Here is a 24,530-nt window from a genome sequence, read left to right as displayed (position 1 = left end):
AACCAACGATAGGAATTACACCCAAAAAAATGAGGTTCTTCATGATACTTACTTATCTAATTGTACTTTTGGGATATGTTAAGAGTAGTGAAATGACGATAAGTTCTTTTTTCGATTATGACGATACCCGCCAATAACCCAGAGAATGACAGGGGGCTTACCTCCACTGCTACTGAGCAATTACTACGGCGTTATAATGTGCACGTACAGGGAGAAGGAGAGGAAACTCTGTTGTTCTGCAATGGTTTGGGTTGCAGCCAGGAAATCTGGCAGTATCTCACGCCTCGCCTCAGAACCCGCTACCAGTTAGTATTATTTGATTATCCGGGTACTGGAAATGCACAGCCAGATGCATATGACGCGCAGCGTCATAGCACTCTGCAAGGATACGTAGAAGATATTATAGCTATTTGCCAAGCACTGCAACTACAGCGCATCATTCTCGTTGGGCACTCAGTGGGGGCTAGCATTGCGCTGGTAACAGCTGCGTACGCGCCTACTTTAGTGTCGTCGGTGGTATTGCTGGCGCCATCTCCTTGTTACCTCAATGAGCCAGGCTATTACGGAGGGTTCGAGCGGGTAGACGTAGACCAACTCCTATCGCTAATGGAACAGGATTATGATGGTTGGGCTTCGTTATTGGCTTCGTTGCTAATCGGGTCGCAAAACCCCGCTACGCTGGGCGAACAACTGAATGGTTTCTTTTGTCAGGCCGACCATCTTATCACGAAAAACCTCGCGCGCTTAACGTTCTATACGGATGTTCGTCCTGTTGTGCCCAATGTGCGTATGCCTACGCTCATTTTGCAGTGTCAGCAAGATGTAGCTGCTCCCGAGGAGGTAGGCGCTTATTTATCACGGCACTTACCCCAAGGCACCCTCGTGATTATGCAGGCAACGGGACACTGCCCCCATTTAAGCGCTCCACTAGAGACACTTGCTGCCATAGAAGCTTTTCTGGGGTAGCACTGCTGGAAAGAGACAGTTCTGTAGTGTTACTGGCCAGTTAAATGGTGAGGTCTGCACGGGCACATCATTTGGGCTTACCTCAGGGTATAGAAAAAGCCGCGTTTTTTATGCAGAAGCGAAAGCGGTAGGAAGAGAGGCTAAATAATGTTCCATGTGAGCAATAGTAGCAACAGGTGCATTCAAATGAGGATAATGCCCCGTGGTGTCCAGAATCTGTAAGGTGCTGCCTTGCAGATGCTGGTGCAGGTAGTGGCCCACACTGGGGGGAGCTATAATATCCTCTGCGCACTGAAGAATGAGCGCCGGTACTTGCAACTGAGATAATATATTTCGGTAATCAGACAGAAACGTGGCGCGGGCAAACTGCCGGGCAATAGCTGGGTCTACGCGGGAAAAACTTTGCAATACTTCGTCCACCAAATCCGGGCGTAAATCGCCGCCTACCAGGTTTGGGACCACATTACTGCTCCAAGCGTGATAATCTCGGTCCAGAAACCCGAGAAGCTCTTCCATGTCCGCTGGGTCGTAGCCGCCTGCGTACTCGCCGTCATTAAGATAACAAGGGGAAGCAGCCAGTAAGATCAGTCGCTCAAACAAAGCGGGTTCCCGAATGGCCGCGAGTACCCCAATAATGCCACTAACGGAATGCCCTACATAGACCACTTTAGGGATCTGCAAAGCACGGATCAGTTCCAGTAGATCAGATACGTAGCCGTCTAGGGTCTGATACCGAGTGAAATCATAGGCTGCTTTATTGGAGTCGCCAGCCCCCATTAGGTCAAACAGTACGACCTGGTAGTGTGCAGCGAAAGCAGGCGCTACATAATGCCATACCTGCTGATCAGTTCCGAACCCGTGCGAAAACACAATCGGGCGTGGTCCAGCACCATAAGAACAGACGTGGTGGCGACAAAAAATATTCATAGGAGGTAAATATTTGTGTGCGCGCATTGTGTAAACTCATCTGAGCGTACCGTACGATGCGAAGTAAGCAGATTCATATCTGTAAGAGAATCGAACTAAAGCTGCTAATACTATTTGCATAAGACAAGCTCTTCCCAACAAAGTACATGTTTTCCCGTCGTGGGTCTATACTAGAGTGTGAGGATGCACGACGGGTTGTAGTATCCATAAAAACGCCAGGGGGCCAACTTCACGATGAAGTTGACCCCCTGGTAAATGCGATGCCGGTAGCTTGTCTATCCATTCAGCTCCCACTCAGGCGGTGGCGGGTGAGTGTAGCCAGGTAGGCAGGAGAAGGCTGCTGCTCAGATTCTATCCGGGCCAGCTCTTCGATAGAAAGTACGCCATTGATGTAGGCTTGTAAGCCGGCAATAATGGTATCATCAAGGGGGGCACCACCCATACGGGCAACGGCAACGCCCCACTCGGCGTGGCGTTGGCGGCGGCGGCGGGCAGTAATTTCAGCCACCGGTAAATCTGGTGGTAGGGTAGTAAAGTAGGAGTGAGCCATAGAGTAAACAGTTAGTAGAATACTCCGATGGTCAAATGGTATGCCGATCTGCTGCTCAATCAGGCGTAGAACATAAATTTGAAATACAATATATGGCAAATGGTTATTTATATAACTATATCAAGGTAATTATAGTGTATTATCTACTGTAAATGGTGCCAAATAGCATATACTAAAGCTGCGAGTGCTACAGCACTCATCAGAATATACAAAACCCGATTCTGGCGTGGTTCTATTTCGCTTGGTTTCATCGCTGAAGACGTAGGAGTTCCTGCAGCTAACGAATAGCAATTGGCAAAGTTGGTAATGAGCTTAATTGCGGGCGAAAACGGCGTAGAGTTGAGTGGGCATCAGCAGTCGCGCCAGTTGAGCTGAATACGCATTTTGCTTGAAATGCAGTCCGCGCAGGTATGTGTTCTGAATGGCATGAGCCAGTTGCTCGTCTTCCGCCCGCAGCAGATCCGCTACTACGAGGCATTCCTTCAACGTTGTTAAGCTGCCTTCTTCTGCTGCCTGCTGGGTGAAAACAGCAAAGATTCGGAGTTGACGAGGAAGTGAATGCTGGTTTTCCGGTACGTTCAATTCGGGCGCTAATTCCGGAAAATGACTAACTAAAAACTCTTTAACATGGGTGGGAGAAATCATAGCTATTCCTGGTAAAGTAACCCGATACACAACAAAGTCACTGCTAGTGTGCTGTACTAAGCCAACTGTTGTGCCACCTACCTGCTGTGTCTTCCAGTCTCTATCTATCAACTAGTTATGAGATAATGGGTCAAAGCTATGAGGTGAATATTTCCATATTTGAGAATAAATAGCGGTATAATGGGATATTATGGAGATAATATATGTGAAAATAAATATTTTGTATTTTCACAATGGTTTATTGCACGATACTCTATACTATGAATTGAAATACCCTTTGATTGTCGTTTTGATACGCACTCTATTAAGGAGTCCTGTACTTTTGCCGCCTGTATCATCCAGTACCACTCGTACGCTATGTCCATACCATCCGCACCTACTCTGATTTCCCATACTACCGCATTTGTTCGAGAAAAATTTCTGCATGAGGGGTCGGGCCACGATTGGGCACACATTGAGCGCGTGTGGCGCACCACGCAGGCACTGGCCCGCCAAACACCCGGTGCCGATACCACTATTGCCGAACTAGGCGCCTTGCTACACGACATAGCAGACTGGAAATTTCATGGGGGCGATGAAGAGGCCGGTCCCCGTGCTGCCCGCACGTGGCTGCTTGACCAGGGGGTAGGCGAGGAGGTTATCCAACCTGTAGAAACCATCATCCGCGAAATCAGCTTCAAGGGGTTGGGTGTGCCTACCCCCATGAGCACTCTGGAAGGAGCCTTGGTGCAGGATGCCGACCGCCTCGACGCGATTGGGGCCATTGGCGTGGCGCGGGCTTTTGCCTACGGCGGACACAAAGGTCGCCTACTCCACGACCCTGCCGTGCCGCCCGTGCAGCACGAGTCCTTCGAGAGCTACAAGAAAAATGACAGTCCTACCATCAACCACTTCTACGAGAAGCTGCTGCACCTGCGGGAGCGGTTGAACACACCCGCCGCGAAGCGCGTGGCTGAGGGTAGGCAGCGGTTTATGGAAGAGTTCCTGACGCAGTTCCTACGGGAGTGGGAAGGGGAGGATGTGGGGTAGGTTTGCTAGGCTTTAGCGCGTACGACGTATGCACTCTGGCAAATTCTTAAAGGTTACAGTACAGTGCCAGCCAGGATATCTTGCTGTATAGAAGGCCAGTGGGCAAAATAGGGGGCAACCCGCTCACGGTCTCCATACCAAGTTTATGACGCGAGCCAAGTTGCTCATTGATATGCTAATTGAAAAGTGGCAGGATAGTAGTACCCTCTGTATCGCCGCTATATAAAGTAAGACCCGGCCCGGCTTTTGCGCACGCCCCGCACAACCTGCCTACCTTTGCCGCATGACGCTCCGCTATCTTTTCTCGCGCTTCTACCTACCTCTACTTGTGGTGCTACTGGCCGCTGGCTGCCGTACTTGCCCAATTGCTTCCTGTCACACCCGCAAGGTGCACATGCACGATGGCGCCAAGTATCGCGGGCAGCCGTTGTGGAAGAAACAGAACCCTGCCATCGGTGAGAAAATCAAGTGGCACCGGCAGACGACAGGCAAGCGCAAAGCCGATAAGAGCAAGCCGTTGAAGTAGGCTGCCGAAAGCCCGCCAAGCCGAAAAAAATGGCCTTTTTTTCGTATCTTGCCAGCTTAACGCAGTACACATTCACCGGTGCCGGCGCGACCCTGTAAGGGCCTGCGCTGGCCGACTTTGTTCTCTTATGGCGGAAGGCGAAAAGATCATTCCGATTAACATTGAAGACGAGATGCGTGGTGCCTACATCGATTACTCGATGTCGGTTATCATCTCCCGGGCCCTGCCCGACGTGCGCGACGGCCTGAAGCCCGTGCACCGCCGCGTGCTCTACGGCATGTCGGAGCTGGGCGTTTCCTACAACAAATCCTACAAGAAATCCGCCCGTATTGTGGGCGAGGTGCTGGGTAAGTACCACCCGCACGGCGACTCCTCCGTGTACGATACCATGGTGCGCATGGCCCAGGATTGGAGCCTGCGTTACCCGCTGGTAGACGGCCAGGGGAACTTCGGTTCCGTGGACGGCGACTCGGCAGCGGCTATGCGTTACACCGAGGCCCGCCTCAAGCGCCTCTCCGACGAGCTGCTGGGCGACCTGGACAAGGACACGGTAGACTTTCAGCCCAACTTCGACGACTCCCTGGAGGAGCCGTCGGTGATGCCGGCCAAGTTTCCGAACCTGTTGGTGAACGGCACCTCGGGCATTGCCGTGGGTATGGCTACTAACATGGCTCCTCACAACCTCACGGAGGTAGTGAACGGCATTGTAGCCTACCTCGACAACGAGGACGTGACCATTGCTGAGCTGATGGAGCACATCATCGCCCCGGACTTTCCAACGGGTGGTATCATCTACGGCTACGAGGGCGTCAAGCAGGCCTTCGAAACTGGCCGGGGTAGGGTAGTGATGCGTGCCAAGGCGCACATCGAAACGCTACCCTCGGGGCGCGAGCAGATTGTGGTGACCGAGATTCCCTACATGGTGAATAAGGCCGCTATGCTGGAGAAAACTGCGGCGCTGGTTGACGACAAGAAAATCGAGGGCATTTCGGCCATTCGCGACGAGTCGAACCGCGAGGGGATGCGGGTGGTGTACGAAGTGAAGCGCGATGCTATGCCCAACGTGGTACTGAATCAGCTCTATAAGTACACCCAACTGCAAAGCTCGTTTGGGGTCAACAACGTGGCGCTGGTGAAAGGCCGGCCCATGACGCTGAACCTGAAGGATCTGATTGTGTACTTCATCGAGCACCGCGAGGAAGTGGTGGTGCGTCGCACCCGCTATGAGTTGGCGGAGGCCGAGAAGCGTGCCCATATCCTGGAAGGCCTGCTGATTGCCTTAGACCACCTCGACGAGGTGATTGCCCTGATTCGTAGCTCCCGTGACGGTGAGGTAGCCCGTGGCCAACTCATCGAACGTTTCAAGCTGAGTGAGGTGCAGGCTCGTGCCATTCTGGATATGCGCTTGCAGCGCCTGACGGGGCTGGAGCGTGACAAGATTGTGCAGGAGTATGAGGAGCTGATGCAGCAGATCGACTACCTGAAATCGGTATTGGCTTCACCTGCCTTGCAGCGGCAAATCATTAAAGATGAGCTGACCGATATTCGGGAGCGGTACGGCGACAAGCGCCGCACGGAAATCGAATACGCTGGCGGCGACTTCTCGATGGAGGATATGATTGCCGATGAGAGCATGGTAATTACCATCTCCCGCGAAGGCTACATCAAGCGTACTGCCCTGGACGAATACCGCTCGCAGGGGCGGGGAGGGGTAGGCGCCCGCGGCGCTGCCACCAAGCAGGACGACTTTACGGAGCACCTGTTTGTGGCGACTACTCACGAATACCTGCTGTTCTTCACCGAAGCCGGCCGCGTGTTCTGGCTAAAAGTGTACGAAGTACCAGAAGGAGGGAAGGGTGCCAAAGGCCGTCCGATTCAAAACCTAATTGAGATTCCGCGTGAAGATAACGTGCGCTCTGTGCTGAACGTGCGCGGCCTACGCGACCCCGACTACCTGGAAAATACCTTCCTGATGTTCTGCACCGAGCAGGGCACCGTGAAGAAAACGCCGTTAGAAGCCTACTCGCGTCCTCGCACCGCCGGTATCAACGCCATTAGCATCAATGAGGGCGACCGACTGCTGGATGTGCAGCTCACCACCGGCAACAGCCAGGTGATTCTGGCCTCCAGCGCTGGCCGGGCCGTGCGTTTCGACGAGGAGAAAGTGCGCTCGATGGGCCGGAACGCGGCTGGGGTGCGCGGCATCTCGCTAGCTGAGGATGGTAATGACAAGGTGGTAGGCATGGTTTGCCTCTCCGATCAGACCCAGGAACTGCTAGTGGTTTCCGAAAATGGTTACGGAAAACGCTCGGAGCTGGAGGAATACCGCACGACCAACCGTGGCGGTAAAGGTGTACGCGCCATGAAGATTACCGACAAAACCGGGGCGCTGGTAGCCATCAAGGCCGTGACGGATACCGATGATCTGATGATTATCAACAAATCGGGGATTACTATCCGCCTGCGGATGGCCGACTTGCGGACCATTGGTCGGGCTACGCAGGGGGTGCGTCTGTTGAAAATCAACGAGCGTGACGAGATTTCGTCTGTAGCCAAAGTGGCCGCCGAGGATAAAGATGAGGAGGCCGCTGACGGCCTACCCGAGCCGAATGGCACCCCGGATAATGGGGGCGGGGAGGGCCTAACGGAGGACTCTACGACAACGGATCTAACCTCGCTAACCGATCCGGATGCGCTTAGCGCAAACTAAAAAGCTGAGCTAAAACGGCGGAACCTGGCAATGGGTTCTGCCGTTTTGCGTTAGTTTACATTCTGAATTCACCCATTCTCTACCTATTCTTCGCAAAGAACACCATGAAGAAACTTGTGTTAACCCTCGTGGCTGCGGCTGCGCTAACTACTGCGTCGGCTCAAAATTCGGCTGTCAATAACGCGTTGCTCTACCAAAAGCAAGGCACGCTGGATAAGGCCCGCACCGAAATAGACAAGGCTATTGCCCACGATAAAACCAAAGACAAAGCCAAAACCTGGTTCACCCGCGGCGAGATTTACGACGCCATGACCAGCAACCCGATCTACGGCAAAGCGCTAAAGGCTGGAGAGGGTATGAACATAGCTTACGAGTCGTACCAGAAAGCTATTGAGCTAGATGGCAAAGACGGTGAGTATGGCAAACAAGCGGCTGCGAAGATGCAGGGTCTGTATGGCTTGGCGTTGAATGCTGGTGTAGAAAGCTACAATGCCAAAAATTACGACGAGGCGATCAAGTCGTATAAGATGGCGCAGCAGATGAACCCCCAGGATACGACGGCGTATCTGTATGCCGCTTATGCATCGTTGGCCAACGAGAACACGGCTGGCGCTAAGGAAAATTATGGCAAGCTGATGGCGATGAACTACAAATCGCCTACCATGTACAGCCAGTTGATGCAGATTGCCCGGCAAGAAAACAATACCAATGAGTACAACAAGCTTCTACAAAGCGGCTTGCAGGCGTATCCGAACAACAAAACCTTTGTGCTGGAAGATCTGAACCAGTTGATTACCGCTGGCAAGGATAAAGAAGCCATCAGCAAACTACAGCACGCTATTGAACTGGATCCAAAAAATTCCAACCTACAAAGTGTGCTTGGCTCGGTATACGACAAGCTAAAGCAGCCTGAGCAGGCGGAAGCGGCTTATAAGAAGGCCATTGAACTAGACGCAAACAACTTCGATGCGCAGTACAACTTGGGAGTGTACTACTACAACAAAGCAGCCGAGTTGTATACCAAAGCCAGCAAAATGGATTTGGCAGCGTACCAGAAGTCAGGTAAGGCTTTAGAAGCAAACGGCAAGAAGTACTTCCAGCAGTCGTTGCCATACTTTGAGAAAGCGCTAGAACTACAGCCAGAAGAGAAGGCTGTAATTGTACCCTTGCAAAAAGTATACGTTCGGTTGGGACGCAACGCAGATGCTGACCGTTTGAACGCCAAGCTGGAAGGCAAATAGAGTATGAGGAATAATCTCCTTATCCAAAAGGATAGGGGATGCTACCCGAAGCCATTTATACGCTTCGGGTAGTTTTTTGAAAACTCTACTTAACATAATATAAATTATAAGACAAATAGATAGTTGCTTTTTTTGGGAGACGAGTAAAGCGGTTAGAGATCAACGCCCTTGTAGATCTGATAGGCCGGCTGCCTTAAGAGTTTGTGAAGTTCACACTGTTTGACGTGCCACTGATGCGGGTAACCGTGAAGTACGGTTGAGGCAGCGTAAGCATTAAGTATAATCGAGAATAACTGTAAAACTCTAGTTGGTATTTGCAGTATTCGGCACGCCGTCTACAGTTCCCATAACCTTATAAAAGAGCAGTATTTGTTTTGTTATTCGCTTTAAGAGCAAAAGGTTTATTCGTGGACTCGATTTTATAAGTTGATTATTAGATAAGGAGCAGATAAGCTACGCGATTAAAAAAGCGTAGGTAGCGCAATTGGAAAATGAATTTGAACCTCTCTCCTATTACGTGTTACTCTTCTGTGTTAAGCGATATTTCTTAAGATGGTTTAAAGACGCTTTTCCTTCGTTCTAGACGAAGCTTTAATCTAGCCTTCATACTATCGTCTCACGATTGTTGAGTGATTGGAACAAGGTAAAGTAGCTTTATAAGAACAGCTCCCTGCCCTAGCCCCCGGCCCCGGGGTTATATAGATAGTAATTAAAAGAGAGACAATGACAATAGGTAGTAGATTAAATAAGAGTATTAATAATGCCAATACATGTACTATAAAGTAATAAAAAGTATAAAATAATATAATTTGGTATAGCTATTTTATGCTTTATACTACTTTTATATGCTTTTATTGTATATACTTGCTACAGAAAACCGACCTCCATAATCTTCCCCTTTTATGCCAAAGACCATAGACTATCCTCGCACTACCTATGCTAGTGCTTGGGAAGTAGCTGAAGTTGTAGATGATACTGGTGGCAAGTGCGCTATTGAAACAAGTGCAAAGAAGCTGGATCGTAAAGTCAGTGGTTCTTATAAAGCCATTATTGGCTCTGCCGTAAAGTTTGGTTTGCTTACTAGTAAGCGGGAGATTCTCACCACAACCAATCTATACCGCCGTATTAAGCATGCTTATGATAAATACGAGGAGAAGATCTATCATAGGGAAGCATTTCTGCATCCACCGTTGTTCATGCAGATATGTCGCAAATTCCGTAACAGGGAATTACCGGTGCATATGTTCGACGTTATGCTGATTCGGGAGTTCGGCGTAGAGGAGATCAACGCGCAGAACGTGGCCAAAGCCTTTGTGGAGGGAGCACGTATGGTAGACATCCTGGATGAGCGCAATGTAATCGCCGACGTAGATCAATTAGCAAATCAACAGACTCCACGTCGGCAGCTAGCCAGCACGGAGATGCCCACTAATCTATTTGCTACTCCTACTACCAACACTGCAAGTCTACCGGAGGCCGAGTCTACCTCTACTCCTACCACTTATACCAATGGTATATCCCCCACTCCTGCTTTTGTGCCACCGGCTCCCCCCTTACGAGGCGGCGATGCTGTCTCGGCCCTCTTTGGCTTAGACACCGATGATTTAGATCATGACGAATCAGAGCAAGATGATACTCCAGCAACTGAGACCTTAGAAAACCCACCGATTGCGCAGCGTGTTTCCCCTATTCCTGTAACGCCACCACCCGTGGCCACCCCCACCGCTACAAAGGCGACTACCCCTCCACCGGCCCCGGCCGTTAGTAGTAGCAGCACGAGCTACTCCATCCATATTAGCGGGCCGGGAATTGAAACTCAACTGCTTATTCAGGATGCGCAGGATCTAGCAATCGTATCTATCCTTTTGGAGAAGATACGCAAGCAACTTTCTGCTTAGCTCAACTACATTGTAAACCCATTACCCAACGCGACTAGGTAGCGGAGTGTGCTACCTAGTCGCGTTGGGTTTATTTTCGGCGCAGTACTGTGTAATACCAGATACCGGCGCCCCGGTCCCGACCCAAGTAGAAACTATCGGAAGGCATCGCATCGACGGACGCCTGCCAGGCCTGGGGCAGATCTTCGTCGTCGTACGGTTCGTCGGAGAGAACCACTACCGGCAGACGGGACAGGGTATGCAACGTATCGTCGGAGATATCGGGCATGGGCTCACCAATCATCCATATTTGCTTGACTGGCACCTCCCCCATACTATACCAGGGTAGCTTTCGAAGGGTAGGCTGCCGCCGCACGTCAACTAAATGGCGTAGACCCTGCTCATCCCGCCGCCCCTCCCATCGCGGATACGCCGGCAGCAATAAGGCCAACAGTGCCGCCATGGCCGTGAGGGAGGTAGCCATGAGCGCTGTCGGGCGCAGGTGCTGCCACCCCTGCCGGATAGCGACAAGAGCAACGCTACCTAATACGACCACTACTGCCACAAAACGTAGGGTATTCGGACCGAAGCCGGGTAGGCGTACCACCATCATGGCGAGCGGAGCTAGTGCGCACACGACCACCAATACCACGGTCCACGCCCGCACCAACCGGCGCTCGGTAGGCAATACGGTTGTAGGCCTTTGAAAAGCAGTTTCCAGATAGCGCAGCATTCCTGCTATCAATAATGCTATGGGCGGCAACAGGGGTAGCATGTAGCGTTCTTTTTTCTCAGGTACTAGGCTCAGCAGCACCAGGCTGGTCACCAGCCACCCCAGCAACAGCAGATACGGCACGTAGGCACCAGCCCGATGTCGGGCATAGGGCACATACAGCGCTACCAAGGCCACGAGGGTCCAGATACCCGAAAACACCGGAAAGTTGAGGTAGTACCACGGGGGCTGTACGTGCCGCTCGCCCCAGGAGGTGGTTTCGACTTGCGCCACGGCCAGCACGGCCGCCGGCACATGACTGTATACATACAACGGCCATGACAACCCAATACCCAGCCCCAGCACAGCCGCTAGCGCAGTTCCCTGCCAATGTGCCCGCACGGTAGCCCGCCACGGGTTCAGGCGCGACAGGTAACATGCTACGTAGGGCAACAACATTGCGTAGGGAGCTACGGGTCCCTTGCTGAGCATACTGGCACCCAGGGTAACCCCAGCCGCAGCAAACCACCCATACCCCCGCCCGGCACTGTTCCACCCCCGCGTAAGCAGCCAGAGCGTGCCTACCATAAAGCTATTCGAGAAGATGTCCCACTGCCCTTCCCGCCCACTGGTAATGATAAGCAGACTGCTAGCCAGCACCAAGGCCCCCAACCAAGCAGTGCGCCCAGGCTCGTCGGTCTCGGTGGGTAGACGCCGGGTTAGCTCGCGGGCCAGCCCCCAGAAAAAGAGTATCAACAGCGTAGCCATCAGGGCCGCTGGCAGGCGCAGCACAAACAGATTGGAGGTTGTACCGGCAAGCTTCATGGCCGTTGCCACGGCCCAGGTAGGCAGTGGGGGCTTTGCCAGCCGCAGTTCCAGATTCATGGTAGGAATTAGCCAGGAGCCACCGTTTACCATTTCGCGGGCAGCTACAAAGTTGCGGGCTTCCATCAGACTCACGTTGGGCGTACCCAGGTAGGGAAAAAAGCTGAAGAAGCAAACGACCAGCACCGTTAGTGTACGGAACCAGCCAGCACGCAGAATAGAGGTAGGCAACATACTGAAGTAGTGAGAGTGCCGACCCACGCGCAATGCAGGCTGGCAGAACAACATAAAGGAACTATGCAACAGGGTGCGGCAATAATTGCCTAGCGGCCTAACAACGTCAGGAGTTGGGGAACATTATCTACTTCTATCGCATCCGGACGGCACGCCAAGATCCGGCGGATGGAAGCCGAGGACCGCCCGCCGAAGACCACCACCTCCAAGCCTGCGGCCCGGGCGGCAGCCGAGCGGGCCGGCGTAATCACGTCCTTATGCACCACAATGGCTTCCACCTCCTGCTCCCGGGCAGCCTGCACGCCTTTCGCAAACTCATCGTCCTTGGCAATTTCTACGGCCAGCGGCGCCCCGGGCACGGCGGCGCGTAACAGGGGTAGCGTTTGGGGATGGTCGGTGAGAATCAGGAGGCGGTCAGCAGGTACACGGAAACGGCGCAGCACGCGTCCTAAGGCCCGCGCCAAAGCCGGCGAGCGGCGGTATGCCTGGCCCTCCGGCGCACAGTCATCGTGCTCGTGCAAATCCAGGTGCAGCAAGGGGTAGCGCCCCGTACGTCGGGCCCGGCGTTGCAACTGGCTCAGCAAGGTTTCGAAGGTAGCGGGCTGCTCTTGCTGAAACCAGTCGTAGGGCCAGCCCCCGTGGTAGTGTAGGCCCGTAATGGCCGCCGCGGGCAGCTCACTCACGCACCCGTGCCCGTCGGTCATGGAGTCGAACCGCGGGTCGTGGTAGAGGATCGGTATACTGTCCTGACTGAGCTGCACGTCAATTTCTACCCCATCAACGCCCTGATCCAACGCGTGCGCAATGCCGCGCAGACTACTGGGAGGTAGCGGGTTGAAAGGATTAATAGGCGTAAAAAATCCCGACCCGGCGTGGCCAACAACCAACACCTGACGCTCCACCGGCGGTACTTTCTCTCCTGCTGACAGCCACTGCCAGGCGACTACCAGGCTGAGGACTACTAGCAGCCCCAGACCCCAACTTAATTTCTTTTTTCTGCTTAACACGTGCTAAAGGTATTTCGCAAAAAACGAAAAAACCGGATGAGTATGCCGCCAGCGGTCCTATTTCATAAATCGCGCTACCTTTGCCCCCCTCCCCGCCCCCGGGGAAATTTCTCCGTTTGCGTTTCCCAATCGTATGCCTTCTGTTCTCGTTACCGGGTGCGCCGGCTTTATTGGCTCCCACCTCTGCGAGCGGCTGCTGGCCGACGGATACCGGGTGCTGGGCCTCGACAACTTCGATCCGTTTTACGATCGGTCGCTGAAGCAGGCCAACCTGACCGCCTTACTCCCCCATCCCCAGTTCAGCTTTCACGAAGTGGAACTGCGCCGCGGAAGCGAGGCCCTGGCAGATGCTTTTCCCGCCGACCCCATCGACATAGTGGTACACCTGGCCGCCAAGGCCGGCGTGGGTCCTTCCGTACGCGAGCCTATCGCCTACCTCGACAACAACGTGATGGCAACCACTCACTTGCTGGAGTGGATGCGCGGACGAGAAATCCATAAACTATTCTTCGCCTCTTCTTCCTCGGTGTACGGCAACACACCGGAACGTCCCTTTCGGGAGGACATGAACCTGCTCAGCGCGGTCATATCGCCCTACGCTGCCTCTAAACTGGCCGGCGAGCAACTTACCTACACCTACCATCACTTGTATGAGCTGGACGTACTGAACGCCCGCTTTTTTACGGTGTATGGCCCCCGCCAGCGGCCCGATTTAGCCATTCATAAGTTTGTACGCCTGCTGCACGCCGGTCAGGCCATTCCAGTGTTCGGCAACGGCAGCACGGCCCGCGACTATACTTTCGTATTGGACACTGTAGATGGCATAGCCCGGGGCGTGGCCTACCTGCTAGCCCACGCCGGCGTGTACGAAACCATTAACCTAGGCAACAACCGCCCGGTGCCGCTACTGGAGCTAATTGAGGCCGTGGGGGACGCTGTGGGCGTAACGCCTCGCCTGGAGTTCCATCCCATGCAGGCCGGTGACGTGGACGTGACCTACGCCGATATCACCAAGGCCCAACACCTGCTTGGCTACCAGCCCAAAACCAGTTTGGCCGATGGCCTACGGCAGTTCGTGGCCTGGCAGCAGGCACAGGTGGAGTAAAGGGGTTGTCCGTACCCGAAGCGGTGGAGTCGAGCGGCATCAGTCTTTCCAGCGTCAAATGCTACCGCAAGTATTTGTAGGCATCATTATTCTCTGCACCTAATTTTATATGGTTGTAACTAAGTATATTTCATTTTCTATTGCGCTACCTATTGTCTTATTCTGGCTCGTTGACGCTGGTTAGGAAGCTACAGCCTCGATCCATTTTTTATTATATTCCTTTTCAATATGTTAAGCTCTTGTTTATTGAAATCCGCTGGCCTTCTGAGCATCGGGCTGGCCTTGGCGGGTTGCTCCTTATTTGAGCAAGGTGGACAAACCACCGTCGAGGGCGTCGTCGTGGACGACGTGACCGGGCAGCCCATCGGGTTGGCTGACGTGGCCGTACTGGCCAACAAGCACAGCAGCTCCTCCTCCGCCTTCTCGCAAGTGGGCGACTGGCACCCCACCGACGCGCAAGGCCGCTTCTCGTTTGCCTTCGAAGCCAATGGCGAGACCGACTACGTGCTACGCGCCGACGCCCCCCGAGGGAGCACGCAGTACCTGTCGGCGCCCAAAATCAAAGCCGGCCGCAAAAACAAGGATGTGCGCGTCCCTCTGACGTCTATCGCCTGGATGCAGGTGCACTTACGCGATGTACCACCGCGCGCTGATGCACTGAATATTACGGTAGGTGGCTTTCTTACCTCGGTGACTATTCGTCCGCCACTGGACACCATCTTCTACCGGCCCGTGCCGTCTGGTAGTAAAAACGTAGTAGTGTGGAGCCTAAACGGGAGCCCAACCGTCTCGAATGCCGAAACGCGCATCCCCTATACCGTGGCGGGAGCGGACACCGCGCGCATCGAGATTCGCTACTAATTCGTCGTCAGAATTCCTGAAAACGAAGCACGGATTGAACGGTAGTACCCCACCTACTTCCACTCACTCTTCGACCGGCACTTTCACTTCCACAATTTTCAACGCCTTGATTTCCCGGCGCAGCAGCACGATGTTGCGGGCGTACACCACCGTGCCCGACAGATTCCCCAGCAGCAGTACCACGTCCCAGCGCAGCACGGCGTATACCAGAATCAGCACGGAGCCCAGCAAGCTCACCACCCAAAAGCCCAAGGGTAGCACCGACTCGCCCTTGCGCTCGGAGTACAGCCATTGGTACACAAAACGTAGGAGGAAGATGGTTTGGCCCACCGCACCCAGCACCAGCACCCCGCGCGGAATACGGCTGCTGAGCATGGCTTGCAGGCTGAAGTGCGCCTCGCCGACGATAAAGCGCACCAGCGTGGCCAGCGGAAACACGTAGGCCGCCACCCGAAACCAGCTGTTCAGCTTCTGCCACTGTCCCAGCAGTTGCAAGTTGCGGATGTAGATGACGTAGCTAATGAGCTGGGCACCCAGAATCACTGGGTCGTGGCGCAGGATGCCGTAGATAATCATCAGAAACGACGATATCAGGCTGATCTGCCAGAACAGCGCGGGCACCAGCACCCGCCGGGCCCGCTCGCTCTGAATCCACTGTAAGACAATTCGGCTCGAAAACAGTAGCTGCGATACCAGGCCAATCACTAGGGCCACGTTCTGCACCGAAAACCACCGTTCGAGCGTCGCCAGCAGGGTTGTACTCATACTCACCTCAATGCCGCGTTAGTTAGACGGTGCCGCGCTGCTGCTCGCCAATCTCGTAGTTTTTCCAGCGCGAGCGAATCCAGCGAAAGCCGAACGTATCCACCAGGGGCTTCCAGGCGCGGTTCCAGAGGTTATATTTGGCCGTGCCGGCAAAGCGCGGGAAGTGGCGCACGGGAATTTGCTTCACCTTACCACCTTGCAGCTGCACCAACGCCCCCAGGAAGCGGTGCATGCCGTGGAACAGGGGTAGACGCCGGGCGTAGTCGATCTTCATGATCTTGAGCGGGCAGCCCGTGTCCTGAATGCCGTCGTTGATGAGCGTGCGGCGCACGGTGTTGGCAATCTTGGAGGACATTTTCTTGGTGAGCGTATCCTGGCGTTTGGCCCGGATGCCATTCACCATATCGAACTCCGGAAAAAACCGGAAAAACTCCAGAAAATCCAGCGGCGTGGTCTGAATGTCGGAATCTATGTAGCCCACCAGCGTGGTGCGGCAGTGGTCCACGCCGGCTTTGATGGCCGTGCTCAGGCCGCGGTTCTGGCTGAGGCTGATAAATTCGTAGCAGTTGTCTTTCGCGCAGATGTCGCGCAGAATAGCCAGCGAACCGTCGCGCGAGCCGTCGTTCACGAACAGCACCGTGGTCTGTACCGGCGTTTGTTCCAGAAACTTATTCATCTCTACCACAAACTGCGGCAGGCTTTCTTCTTCATCGTAAACGGGCACGAGCACCGTCAGGGTTTGGGTGGCCAGGTAGGCGGCGTTGGAATCGGCGGGCATTGGCTAAAATAGCATTAGAAACGCAAGGTAGGCAGAAACCCAGCAATCCTCAGTGTACGCTACCCACGGCCTACCCCTACCCAATTGAGCGCACTACTTTTTCGATCAGCTCTTTGGTGCGGCGAATACCGGCTTCCTCGCTCAGCTTTTCGCCCTCGTACTCGATGCCCAGATAGCCCTGAAACTTCGCCTTTTTCAGCAGTCCCAGCATCTTGTAGTAATCCGTTTCCACGCAGTTGCCCGTTGCATCAAATTCCAACGTTTTGGCGCTTACGCCGGTTTTGATAACGGGCAGCCATTCGGCCACGGCCTTGTACCGGTCATACTCCTCCACGCACTGGCCCTTGTACAAGTCGCCCGTCTCCCGGCGCACGCAGAAATTGCCGAAGTCCGGAAGAACGCCCACGTTGGGTTTGCCTACCCCCTGTATGGTGTGCAGCAGCCACTGTCCGTTGGAGGTGTAGCTACCATGGTTTTCTACCAGCACGTTCAGGCCCAACGGCTTTGCGTAGGCACTCAACTGCCCCAATCCCGCCATCGCCGCCCGCTGCACCTCTTCGGCAGTACCCTTGCCAAAGGCATTCACACGCACGCTCCGGCACCCTAGGTAGGCCGCCGCCTCCAACCAGGGACGGTGGTTTTCCACGGCCTGCTGCCGCTGCCGCTCATCGGGTGAGCCCAGGTCGCCTTCCCCATCCACCATAATCAGGTGGTTGGTAATGCCGTTGTCGCGGCAGCGTTGCTGCAACGCCCGCAAATAGGTTTGGTCTTTCGCTTTGTCCTTGAAAAACTGGTTCACGTACTCCACGGTCGTGATGCCAAATTTCTGCCGGGCCACGCCGGGAAAATCCAGGTTGGTTAACTCTTGCTTGAAAAGGGCTTTGTGCAACGACCACTGCGCCAGGGAAATTTCCCCGAACGTCGGGGCTGGCCTATTAGCAGTCAGTAGTTGCGGTGCAGCCAGCGCGGCGGTAACCAAGACGGACGTTTTCTGCAAGAATTCGCGGCGGGAAGTGGACATAGACGACGGGGACAGGTAGGAAAACACTCCTAGATACCACCTTTTTTTGTATATCGAACACGTAGCCGCGCGCCGGAGCGGTTCAACTTCCCCGGTGCGCGGCGCGTACCCATCGAATCGTAACGCCTATGAAAACGTATAAAGTCCTGGTCATTGGGTGTGGCAACATGGGTGCTTCTCACGCCCGCGCTTACCACCAACTGTCCGCCTTCGAGCTGGTGGGGCTAGTCAGCCGCGGCCCGGAAAGCCGGGAAAAACTGTCGCGGGAACTGGGCGGCGTGCCCACCTACGCCACCACCGAACAGGCCCTGCACGCCACTACCCCCGATGTGGTGTCCATTAATACCTACCCCGACACGCATTTTGCCTTGGTGCGGCAAAGTCTGCTCGCCGGTGCCCACGTGTTCGTGGAGAAGCCCCTGGCCACCACCGTAGCCGAGGCCGAGGCATTGGTAGAGTTGGCCCAACAGCAGCAACGTAAGCTGGTGGTGGGCTATATTCTGCGCGTGCATCCTACCTGGAACCAGTTTGTAGCCCTGGCGCAAACCTTAGGAAAGCCCTTGGTGATGCGCATGAACCTGAATCAGCAGAGCGCCGGACGCCACTGGTACACGCACCGCCAGCTCCTGCGCTCGGCCTCCCCGCTGGTCGATTGCGGGGTGCACTACGTGGACGTGATGTGCGCCATGACGGGGGCCGCCCCGCACAGCATCAGCGCCATTGGGGTGAATCTATCGGCGGAAGTTGACTCCGCTATGTACACCTACGGGCAGTTGCAAGTGCGCTTTCAAGATGGCTCCGTGGGCTGGTACGAGGCCGGCTGGGGACCGATGATGAGTGAAACAGCCGTGTTTATTAAAGACGTGATTGGGCCAAAGGGGGCCGTTTCCATTATCGACGAAGTGAAAAACGGGTCGCAGGACATTGCCGGCCACACCCACACCGGCGGCCTGCGCATTCACCACGCGGCCCTGGATGCCGATGGCCAGTTTGCCCGCCCAGACGAGGTGCTGCCTACCCCCACCGAGCCCGACCACGACGCGCTGTGCCTACTCGAACAGCAGTTTCTACTCGATGCCATTACCCACAACCACGACCTGACCGACCACCTACGCTCGGCCGTCACCAGCCTACGCATTGTGCTGGCCGCCGATGAGGCCGTGCGCACTGGCCAAATGGTAGTGTTGTAAATGTGCAGAGCCAATGAACCGTTACACCTTCCTGAGCCTGCTGGGCACCGCCGCGACTACCCCCCTGCGCCGGGCGCTGGCGGTCCTCTCCCCCAATCTGCGTCTGATGCAACCTGAACAGTTCCTTTTTCACGACGACGGCCAGATTCCCAACAGCCGCTTTCCCGTCCTGCTCTACCGCAATGCCTTCCCGGCCCGCGACATGGAAGGTGCCGCGTGGCTTGAAAAACGCTTTGCCGCGAATAACTGGACCAACTCCTGGCGCAATGGCGTGTATGCCTACCATCACTACCACAGCACCTCACACGAGGTACTGGGCGTGTATGCGGGCACGGCCCTTCTACAACTCGGCGGCGAGCAAGGCCAACAGGTGCGCGTGCAGGCCGGCGACATTCTGGTGCTACCAGCCGGCGTAGGGCACAAAAACCTGGGTAGCGAGCAGTTGGGCATCGTAGGCGCCTACCCTGAGGGACGCCACTGGGACGTAAACCGCGGCTTACCCGGCGAGCGGCCCCAGGCCGATCAGAACATTGCGGCCCTACCCATCCCGACGACGGATCCGCTGCTAGGCTCCACCCAGGGCCTACCTACCCTGTGGAAGAAGTAAGGTAGGTAGCCTGCATATATCAGTTCATCCCAAGCTGACTCAAGGAGACAGAGTACCAAGTGGCATAAGTCTGCCACTGCCGGCGCCAGTAGGCGTACTCACCCAGCACGCAGATTACTTTGTCGCCCTTGAGGTAGATGCGCGTTTTGGCTTGCTCGTTTTTCCAGGCAATCGGGCCGGCCTCGTCCGGCTCCATGTCCTCTACATTCTGCCATAGGAAAGACCGGGGAGTTTCGTGCTGCTGCCCCAGCATATCTTGCCAAAACCGCGTCGCGTGTGCAATAGGAGAAGGAATCATAAAGAGTGTAAAAGCGAAATGAAGAGAAAAGAGCTAGTAGCTACGGTTCAGGTAAGGCAATATAATCACAATCAACTTTTCAAACCGGCTTTTATTAAAATCCCTACCAACCGAGCATCTGATTACACACTTCTCATATTTATTGCCAAACTCCTTGTATGTATCATAAAAATAAACAGCATCTATTATTTTATTAACAAAATAATAGATGCTGTTTTGACGATACCATTTCTCACAAAAAGAACAAGTGGTCCCTATAAGCTGAATACGTTTTTCCTACTCTACTCCCGGCGCACGCCTGCTGCAATGGTGCTATGGCGCTGGCGCAGCACGGAAACGATGTCTTCCAGCGTGAGACCCGAGCCCGCCAGCAGCACCAGCAGGTGGTAGAGCAAATCGGCCGCTTCGCCTTTCAGCCCTTCCGTGTTGCCGCCTACCGCATCAATCACCGTTTCGACGGCTTCCTCGCCTACTTTCTGGGCGATTTTGGGCATGCCTTTGCGGAACAGCGAGGCGGTGTACGACTTGGGGTCCTCGTCGGGAAAGTCGCGGCGGCGCTGCACTAGGCGCTCCAGCTCGGCCAGGAAGCCCACTGGGGCAGTGGGTAGGGAAGTTTGCGCGGGCTGCTCGAAGCAGCTGACGGTGCCACGGTGGCAGGTAGGGCCGTCGGGGCGGGCGCGAATGAGCAGGGCGTCGCCGTCGCAATCCTCATGCAGGCTGACCACGGTGAGGTAGTTGCCGGAGGTTTCCCCCTTAGTCCAGAGGCGGTTTTTGGAACGGGAAAAGAACGTCACGCGTCCCTCCTGCCGGGTTTTCTGCCAGGCTTCCTCGTTCACGTAGCCCAGCATCAGCACCTGGCCGGTATCGGCGTCCTGCACCACGGCGGGAAGCAAGCCGCCCATTTTATCGAAATCTAAGTTCATTTTTGTTGATTTTATCTGTCATGCTGAGCTTGTCGAAGCATCTCTACCATGCGTATTCTTTGTTCGCAACGAAGCAGTAGAGATGCTTCGACAAGATCAGCATGACCCGTAACTATAAACATAACCGACAAACTAATCCTACAGTCGTACCGGAATGCCTTCTGCGCGCAGGGTTTGCTTCAATTCCTGAATACCAATTTCACCGAAGTGAAAAATGCTCGCCGCCAGGCCCGCGTCGGCTTGCGCCTGCTGGAATACGTCGGTAAAGTGTTGGATGCTGCCAGCCCCGCCCGAGGCCACCACCGGCACAGATACGGCCCGGCTCACGTCGCCGGTGAGGTCCAGCGCGAAGCCGTCCTTGGTGCCGTCGTTGCTCATAGAGGTCAGCAGGATTTCCCCGCAGCCACGGTCAGCGACTTCGCGACACCACTGCACGGCGTCGCGGCCGGTATTATGGGTGCCAGCGCGGGTGTACACCTGCCAGCCGTTTTCAGGCGTGTAGCGGGCATCTACGGCCACCACAATGCACTGGGAGCCGAAGCGCCGGGCTAGTTCGTCTATCAGCTCTGGCCGGTGCAGGGCGGCCGAATTGATGCTGGCTTTATCGGTACCGTTGAGCAGGAGCATTTCCACATCGGCCACCGAGCCAATGCCGCCGCCTACGGTGAAGGGAATATCCAGGGTAGCGGCCACGTCGCGCACCAGTTGCACCAGCGTCTGGCGCTTCTGGTTGGTGGCCGTGATGTCAAGAAACACCAGTTCGTCGGCGCCCTGCTTGGCGTATTGTTCGGCTAGCGCCACTGGGTCGCCGGCATCGCGCAAGCCCTCAAAGCGCACACCCTTCACGGTGCGGCCGTCCTTCACGTCGAGGCAGGGAATGATGCGTTTGGTTAGCATGAGGATTGAGTTTACATAGTTCTTGTCATTTCGAACAGCGGGAGGAATCTGAGTGAAACCGTTGTCATCGTTTGCTCAAATTCCTCCCGTCATTCAGAATGACATACGGTTTATAACATCGGCCGTAGCTCATCCAGCGTGATGGTACCTTCATAAATCGCCTTGCCGATAATGGCGCCGTGCATCCCCACAGCGGCCAGTGCCTCTACATCAGCCAGCGTGGTCACGCCGCCCGAAGCGACCAGCTGCGCCTGCGGGAGCTGCTGCCGCAACTGCTGGTAGGTGGCCAGGGCGGGGCCTTGCAGCTTGCCGTCCTTGCTCACGTCGGTGCAGATAAAGGTGGTGGCGCCGGCCGCTAGGTAGTCTTCGATGAACTCCGCGAGCGTCCGTTCGCTCTGCTCGGCCCAGGCATTGATGGAGATATGGTTGTCGCGGAAATCAGCCCCGATGATGATGCGCTCGGCCCCGAAGGTGCGCAGCCACTCCCCTACCAGCGCCGGCTCACGCACGGCAATGCTGCCGGCCGTAATCTGCCGCGCCCCTGCATCGAAAGCCTGCCGCACGGCGGCCTCGCTCTGCAAGCCCCCACCGAAGTCGATAGTCAAGTTGGTATGCCGGGCAATGCGCTCCAGCACGGGCAGGTTGACGGGCTGCTTGGCGCGGGCTCCATCCAGATCGACCAGGTGGAGGCGGCGTACGCCGGCCTGCTCGAAGCGCTGGGCCACGGCCAGCGGGTCCGAATCGTAGGTGGTTTGTTGGGAAAAGTCGCCCTCCGTCAGGCGTACGCACTGGCCGTTGATGAGGTCGATAGCGGGGATCATGTCCATGGGTTAGGGGTATGCATGTCATCCGAGTGCAGGGAGGAATCTGAACCATTGAAGATGCTTATTCAGACTCCTCCCTGCACTCGGAATGACAGTTACAGCTTTAAAAAATTCTCCAGAATACGCGTGCCTACCGGGCCGCTTTTTTCGGTGTGGAACTGCACAGCATAAAAATTCTCGTGCTGCACGGCGGCGCTGAATGGCGTTGGGTACTCGCCCTCGGCAATGGTGTAGCTGCCTACCGGCGCGTGGTAGCTATGCACAAAGTACACGTAGTCCTGCTCGCGCACTCCCTCGAACAAGGGTGAGCGGAGACGGTGCAGATTATTCCATCCCATGTGCGGCACTTTATGCTGGGCGTCGGCCACAAAGCGCTTCACCTCGAAGGGTAGGATGCCTAGCATGTCGGCGTTGTTTTCCTCGCTGTGCGTGCCCAGAAGTTGCATGCCCAAGCAAATACCCAGGAAGGGTTGCCGGCAGGTAGGCAGCACTTGGTCGAGGCCTTTGCTGCGCAGTTCCTGCATGGCTGTAGACGCCTCGCCCTCGCCCGGAAACAAGATCTTATCGGCGCTACGAATCTGCTCGGGGTCGGCCGTCAACGTGGCGTGTACGCCCAGCCGCTCCAGCGCAAACAGCACCGACTGCACGTTGCCTCCTTTGTAATCAATTACTGCTATGTTCATTTGAGTAAAATAAAGCCATACAACTCTATTTTCATTTGTTTTACCATTTGAATAAAAATCAATTTCTTATGTCTTCCCTACCTTTCTATATGAGTGTACCCAATCGTTTACTCCACATACTATTAGCTAACCTGGTTTCGCCTACTTATACATAATACGCAGTACACCAATCCATTAAGTTCCTTTATTCATTTGTTTAAACAAATGAATAAACTATAAAATACCCTTCGTGCTGGGTATTTCCATCTTGCCAGCATCACGCATCAACGCCATCTTCATCGACTTCGCAACTGCCTTAAAGATGGCTTCGATTTTGTGGTGTTCGTTCTGCCCTTCGGCTTTAATATTAAGGTTACAGCGAGCTGCGTCAGCGAAGCTTTTAAAGAAATGGTAAAACATTTCGGTAGGCATATCGCCGATTTTTTCGCGTTTGAACTCCGCTTCCCACACTAGCCAAGGGCGACCAGAAAAGTCAATGGCGGCTTGGGCCAACACGTCGTCCATGGGTAGTAAAAAACCGTAGCGGGCCAAGCCGCGCTTGTCGCCGAGAGCTTGCGTGAAGGCTTCGCCCAACGCAATGGCTGCGTCCTCAATGGTATGATGCTCGTCGATATGCAGGTCGCCTTGTACTTCTATTTTCATGTCGACACCTGAGTGCTTGCTGAGCTGGTCGAGCATGTGGTCGAAAAAGCCGAGGCCGGTGTGCATCTGCGGCCGCCCGGCGCCGTCGAGATTCAGCTCCACCCGGATTTTGGTTTCGTTGGTGTCGCGCTGCACCACGGCCGTGCGAGCAGGTAGGCGCAGGCGTTGATAAATTTCTTCCCAGCTGGTAGTCGTCAGAGCGGCGCGCTCGTCGGACTCCTCCCCTATCAGTATAGCTTGGCACCCTAGGTTCTCGGCCAGCTGCACATCGGTAGGCCGGTCGCCGATGACGTAGGAGTTCGGCAGGTCGTAACCGTGCTGGGCATCGAGGTAGCGCGCCAACATCCCGATACCGGGCTTGCGGGTCTCGAGGTTCTGGTGGGGGAAGCTGCGGTCGATGTGCTCGCGCACAAACTCCACGCCTTCCCCGCGCAGAATGTCGAGCATGAGCGTATGCGCCGGCCAGAAGGTTTCTTCCGGGAAGCTGTCGGTGCCCAGGCCATCCTGGTTGCTTACCAGCACCAGCTCGTAGTCTAGCTCGCGGGCAATGCGGGACAGTCCCGAAACAGCGCCGGGCACAAACTGAAACTTATCCGGCGTGAGAGCATCAATCTGCTGGCTCGGCTGCGGCTCGATGAGAATGGTGCCGTCGCGGTCGATGAAGAGAACTTTTTTCATGAGGTAGCG

At 55.0% G+C, this 24,530-nt stretch carries 24 protein-coding genes; 10 read left to right on the top strand and 14 right to left on the bottom strand.

The window, feature by feature from the left end; translation table 11 throughout:
- Nucleotides 1-117: 117 nt before the first annotated feature.
- A complete protein-coding gene (locus tag KYK14_RS06650) occupies nt 118-966 on the top strand; it encodes an alpha/beta fold hydrolase (protein ID WP_219157970.1) in 849 nt (282 codons plus the stop codon).
- A gap of 108 nt (nt 967-1,074) precedes the next feature.
- Here KYK14_RS06650 and KYK14_RS06645 read toward each other — a convergent pair whose 3' ends face one another.
- From KYK14_RS06645 to KYK14_RS06635, 3 genes are all read right to left on the bottom strand, one after another.
- Nucleotides 1,075-1,893 (bottom strand): alpha/beta fold hydrolase, encoded by an 819-nt coding sequence (locus tag KYK14_RS06645; protein WP_185284254.1) that lies wholly within the window; start codon nt 1,891-1,893, stop codon nt 1,075-1,077.
- 283 nt (nt 1,894-2,176) lie between these two features.
- On the bottom strand, nt 2,177-2,443 hold the full coding sequence (locus tag KYK14_RS06640; protein ID WP_185283679.1) for a hypothetical protein: 267 nt from the start codon (nt 2,441-2,443) through the stop codon (nt 2,177-2,179).
- Between the two features lie 312 nt (nt 2,444-2,755).
- Nucleotides 2,756-3,088, bottom strand: a complete 333-nt coding sequence (locus tag KYK14_RS06635; RefSeq protein WP_185283678.1) for a DUF7674 family protein — start codon at nt 3,086-3,088, stop codon at nt 2,756-2,758.
- Nucleotides 3,089-3,445: 357 nt separating this feature from the next.
- Here KYK14_RS06635 and KYK14_RS06630 point away from each other — a divergent pair, with 357 nt between their 5' ends.
- From KYK14_RS06630 to KYK14_RS06610, 5 genes are all read left to right on the top strand, one after another.
- Nucleotides 3,446-4,117 (top strand): HD domain-containing protein, encoded by a 672-nt coding sequence (locus KYK14_RS06630; RefSeq protein WP_219157968.1) that lies wholly within the window; start codon nt 3,446-3,448, stop codon nt 4,115-4,117.
- Nucleotides 4,118-4,400: 283 nt separating this feature from the next.
- The gene (locus KYK14_RS06625; protein WP_208306377.1) at nt 4,401-4,643 is read left to right on the top strand and encodes a hypothetical protein; all 243 of its coding nucleotides are present in this window, start codon (nt 4,401-4,403) and stop codon (nt 4,641-4,643) included.
- A 127-nt stretch (nt 4,644-4,770) separates the two neighbouring features.
- Nucleotides 4,771-7,353 (top strand): DNA gyrase subunit A, encoded by a 2,583-nt coding sequence (gene gyrA, locus KYK14_RS06620; RefSeq protein WP_219157966.1) that lies wholly within the window; start codon nt 4,771-4,773, stop codon nt 7,351-7,353.
- A gap of 104 nt (nt 7,354-7,457) precedes the next feature.
- Complete coding sequence (locus KYK14_RS06615) at nt 7,458-8,594, top strand: tetratricopeptide repeat protein (protein WP_219157965.1); 1,137 nt, start codon at nt 7,458-7,460, stop codon at nt 8,592-8,594.
- A 902-nt stretch (nt 8,595-9,496) separates the two neighbouring features.
- A complete protein-coding gene (locus tag KYK14_RS06610) occupies nt 9,497-10,492 on the top strand; it encodes a hypothetical protein (protein ID WP_185283672.1) in 996 nt (331 codons plus the stop codon).
- Between the two features lie 70 nt (nt 10,493-10,562).
- Here KYK14_RS06610 and KYK14_RS06605 read toward each other — a convergent pair whose 3' ends face one another.
- Together KYK14_RS06605 and KYK14_RS06600 are read right to left on the bottom strand one after the other, a co-directional pair.
- Complete coding sequence (locus KYK14_RS06605) at nt 10,563-12,242, bottom strand: ArnT family glycosyltransferase (protein WP_219157963.1); 1,680 nt, start codon at nt 12,240-12,242, stop codon at nt 10,563-10,565.
- Nucleotides 12,243-12,331: 89 nt separating this feature from the next.
- Nucleotides 12,332-13,249 (bottom strand): glycerophosphodiester phosphodiesterase, encoded by a 918-nt coding sequence (locus tag KYK14_RS06600; RefSeq protein ID WP_219157961.1) that lies wholly within the window; start codon nt 13,247-13,249, stop codon nt 12,332-12,334.
- 133 nt (nt 13,250-13,382) lie between these two features.
- On the opposite strand from KYK14_RS06600, the gene KYK14_RS06595 reads away from it, so the two are divergent.
- Together KYK14_RS06595 and KYK14_RS06590 are read left to right on the top strand one after the other, a co-directional pair.
- A complete protein-coding gene (locus KYK14_RS06595; protein ID WP_219157959.1) occupies nt 13,383-14,354 on the top strand; it encodes a GDP-mannose 4,6-dehydratase in 972 nt (323 codons plus the stop codon).
- Between the two features lie 246 nt (nt 14,355-14,600).
- A complete protein-coding gene (locus tag KYK14_RS06590) occupies nt 14,601-15,215 on the top strand; it encodes a carboxypeptidase-like regulatory domain-containing protein (RefSeq protein ID WP_219157957.1) in 615 nt (204 codons plus the stop codon).
- Nucleotides 15,216-15,278: 63 nt separating this feature from the next.
- Here the strand turns inward: KYK14_RS06590 and KYK14_RS06585 are convergent, their stop codons facing one another.
- From KYK14_RS06585 to KYK14_RS06575, 3 genes are all read right to left on the bottom strand, one after another.
- Complete coding sequence (locus KYK14_RS06585; protein ID WP_219157956.1) at nt 15,279-15,980, bottom strand: lipid-A-disaccharide synthase N-terminal domain-containing protein; 702 nt, start codon at nt 15,978-15,980, stop codon at nt 15,279-15,281.
- Between the two features lie 22 nt (nt 15,981-16,002).
- A complete protein-coding gene (locus KYK14_RS06580) occupies nt 16,003-16,758 on the bottom strand; it encodes a glycosyltransferase (RefSeq protein ID WP_219157954.1) in 756 nt (251 codons plus the stop codon).
- A 76-nt stretch (nt 16,759-16,834) separates the two neighbouring features.
- Complete coding sequence (locus KYK14_RS06575; protein ID WP_219157952.1) at nt 16,835-17,779, bottom strand: sugar phosphate isomerase/epimerase family protein; 945 nt, start codon at nt 17,777-17,779, stop codon at nt 16,835-16,837.
- 128 nt (nt 17,780-17,907) lie between these two features.
- Here KYK14_RS06575 and KYK14_RS06570 point away from each other — a divergent pair, with 128 nt between their 5' ends.
- Together KYK14_RS06570 and KYK14_RS06565 are read left to right on the top strand one after the other, a co-directional pair.
- The gene (locus KYK14_RS06570) at nt 17,908-18,969 is read left to right on the top strand and encodes a Gfo/Idh/MocA family protein (protein WP_219157950.1); all 1,062 of its coding nucleotides are present in this window, start codon (nt 17,908-17,910) and stop codon (nt 18,967-18,969) included.
- 13 nt (nt 18,970-18,982) lie between these two features.
- Nucleotides 18,983-19,576 carry a cupin domain-containing protein gene (locus KYK14_RS06565; protein WP_246601713.1) on the top strand — a complete coding sequence of 198 codons (594 nt, stop codon included), beginning with the start codon at nt 18,983-18,985 and terminating at the stop codon, nt 19,574-19,576.
- Between the two features lie 19 nt (nt 19,577-19,595).
- Here the strand turns inward: KYK14_RS06565 and KYK14_RS06560 are convergent, their stop codons facing one another.
- The 6 genes from KYK14_RS06560 to hisB all read right to left on the bottom strand — a co-directional run bounded on the left by KYK14_RS06560 (nt 19,596) and on the right by hisB (nt 24,521).
- Entirely contained in the window at nt 19,596-19,874 is a 279-nt protein-coding gene (locus tag KYK14_RS06560; RefSeq protein WP_185283663.1) for a hypothetical protein, read from the bottom strand.
- A 281-nt stretch (nt 19,875-20,155) separates the two neighbouring features.
- Nucleotides 20,156-20,797, bottom strand: coding sequence for a bifunctional phosphoribosyl-AMP cyclohydrolase/phosphoribosyl-ATP diphosphatase HisIE (gene hisIE / locus KYK14_RS06555; protein WP_219157948.1), 642 nt, complete (start codon nt 20,795-20,797; stop codon nt 20,156-20,158).
- Between the two features lie 138 nt (nt 20,798-20,935).
- Nucleotides 20,936-21,694 carry an imidazole glycerol phosphate synthase subunit HisF gene (gene hisF, locus KYK14_RS06550; protein WP_185283661.1) on the bottom strand — a complete coding sequence of 253 codons (759 nt, stop codon included), beginning with the start codon at nt 21,692-21,694 and terminating at the stop codon, nt 20,936-20,938.
- Nucleotides 21,695-21,804: 110 nt separating this feature from the next.
- Nucleotides 21,805-22,521 carry a 1-(5-phosphoribosyl)-5-[(5-phosphoribosylamino)methylideneamino]imidazole-4-carboxamide isomerase gene (gene hisA / locus KYK14_RS06545; protein WP_185283659.1) on the bottom strand — a complete coding sequence of 239 codons (717 nt, stop codon included), beginning with the start codon at nt 22,519-22,521 and terminating at the stop codon, nt 21,805-21,807.
- A 92-nt stretch (nt 22,522-22,613) separates the two neighbouring features.
- The gene (gene hisH, locus KYK14_RS06540; protein WP_208306366.1) at nt 22,614-23,201 is read right to left on the bottom strand and encodes an imidazole glycerol phosphate synthase subunit HisH; all 588 of its coding nucleotides are present in this window, start codon (nt 23,199-23,201) and stop codon (nt 22,614-22,616) included.
- 213 nt (nt 23,202-23,414) lie between these two features.
- Nucleotides 23,415-24,521: a bifunctional histidinol-phosphatase/imidazoleglycerol-phosphate dehydratase HisB gene (gene hisB, locus KYK14_RS06535; protein ID WP_219157946.1), complete on the bottom strand. Its 1,107-nt coding sequence runs from the start codon at nt 24,519-24,521 to the stop codon at nt 23,415-23,417.
- Nucleotides 24,522-24,530 lie beyond the last annotated feature (9 nt).

This window comes from Hymenobacter profundi, assembly GCF_019334315.1.
GTDB lineage: Bacteria > Bacteroidota > Bacteroidia > Cytophagales > Hymenobacteraceae > Hymenobacter > Hymenobacter profundi.
Note: the sequence above shows the minus strand (reverse complement) of the source record. Positions and strands in the feature narration are given on the sequence as shown.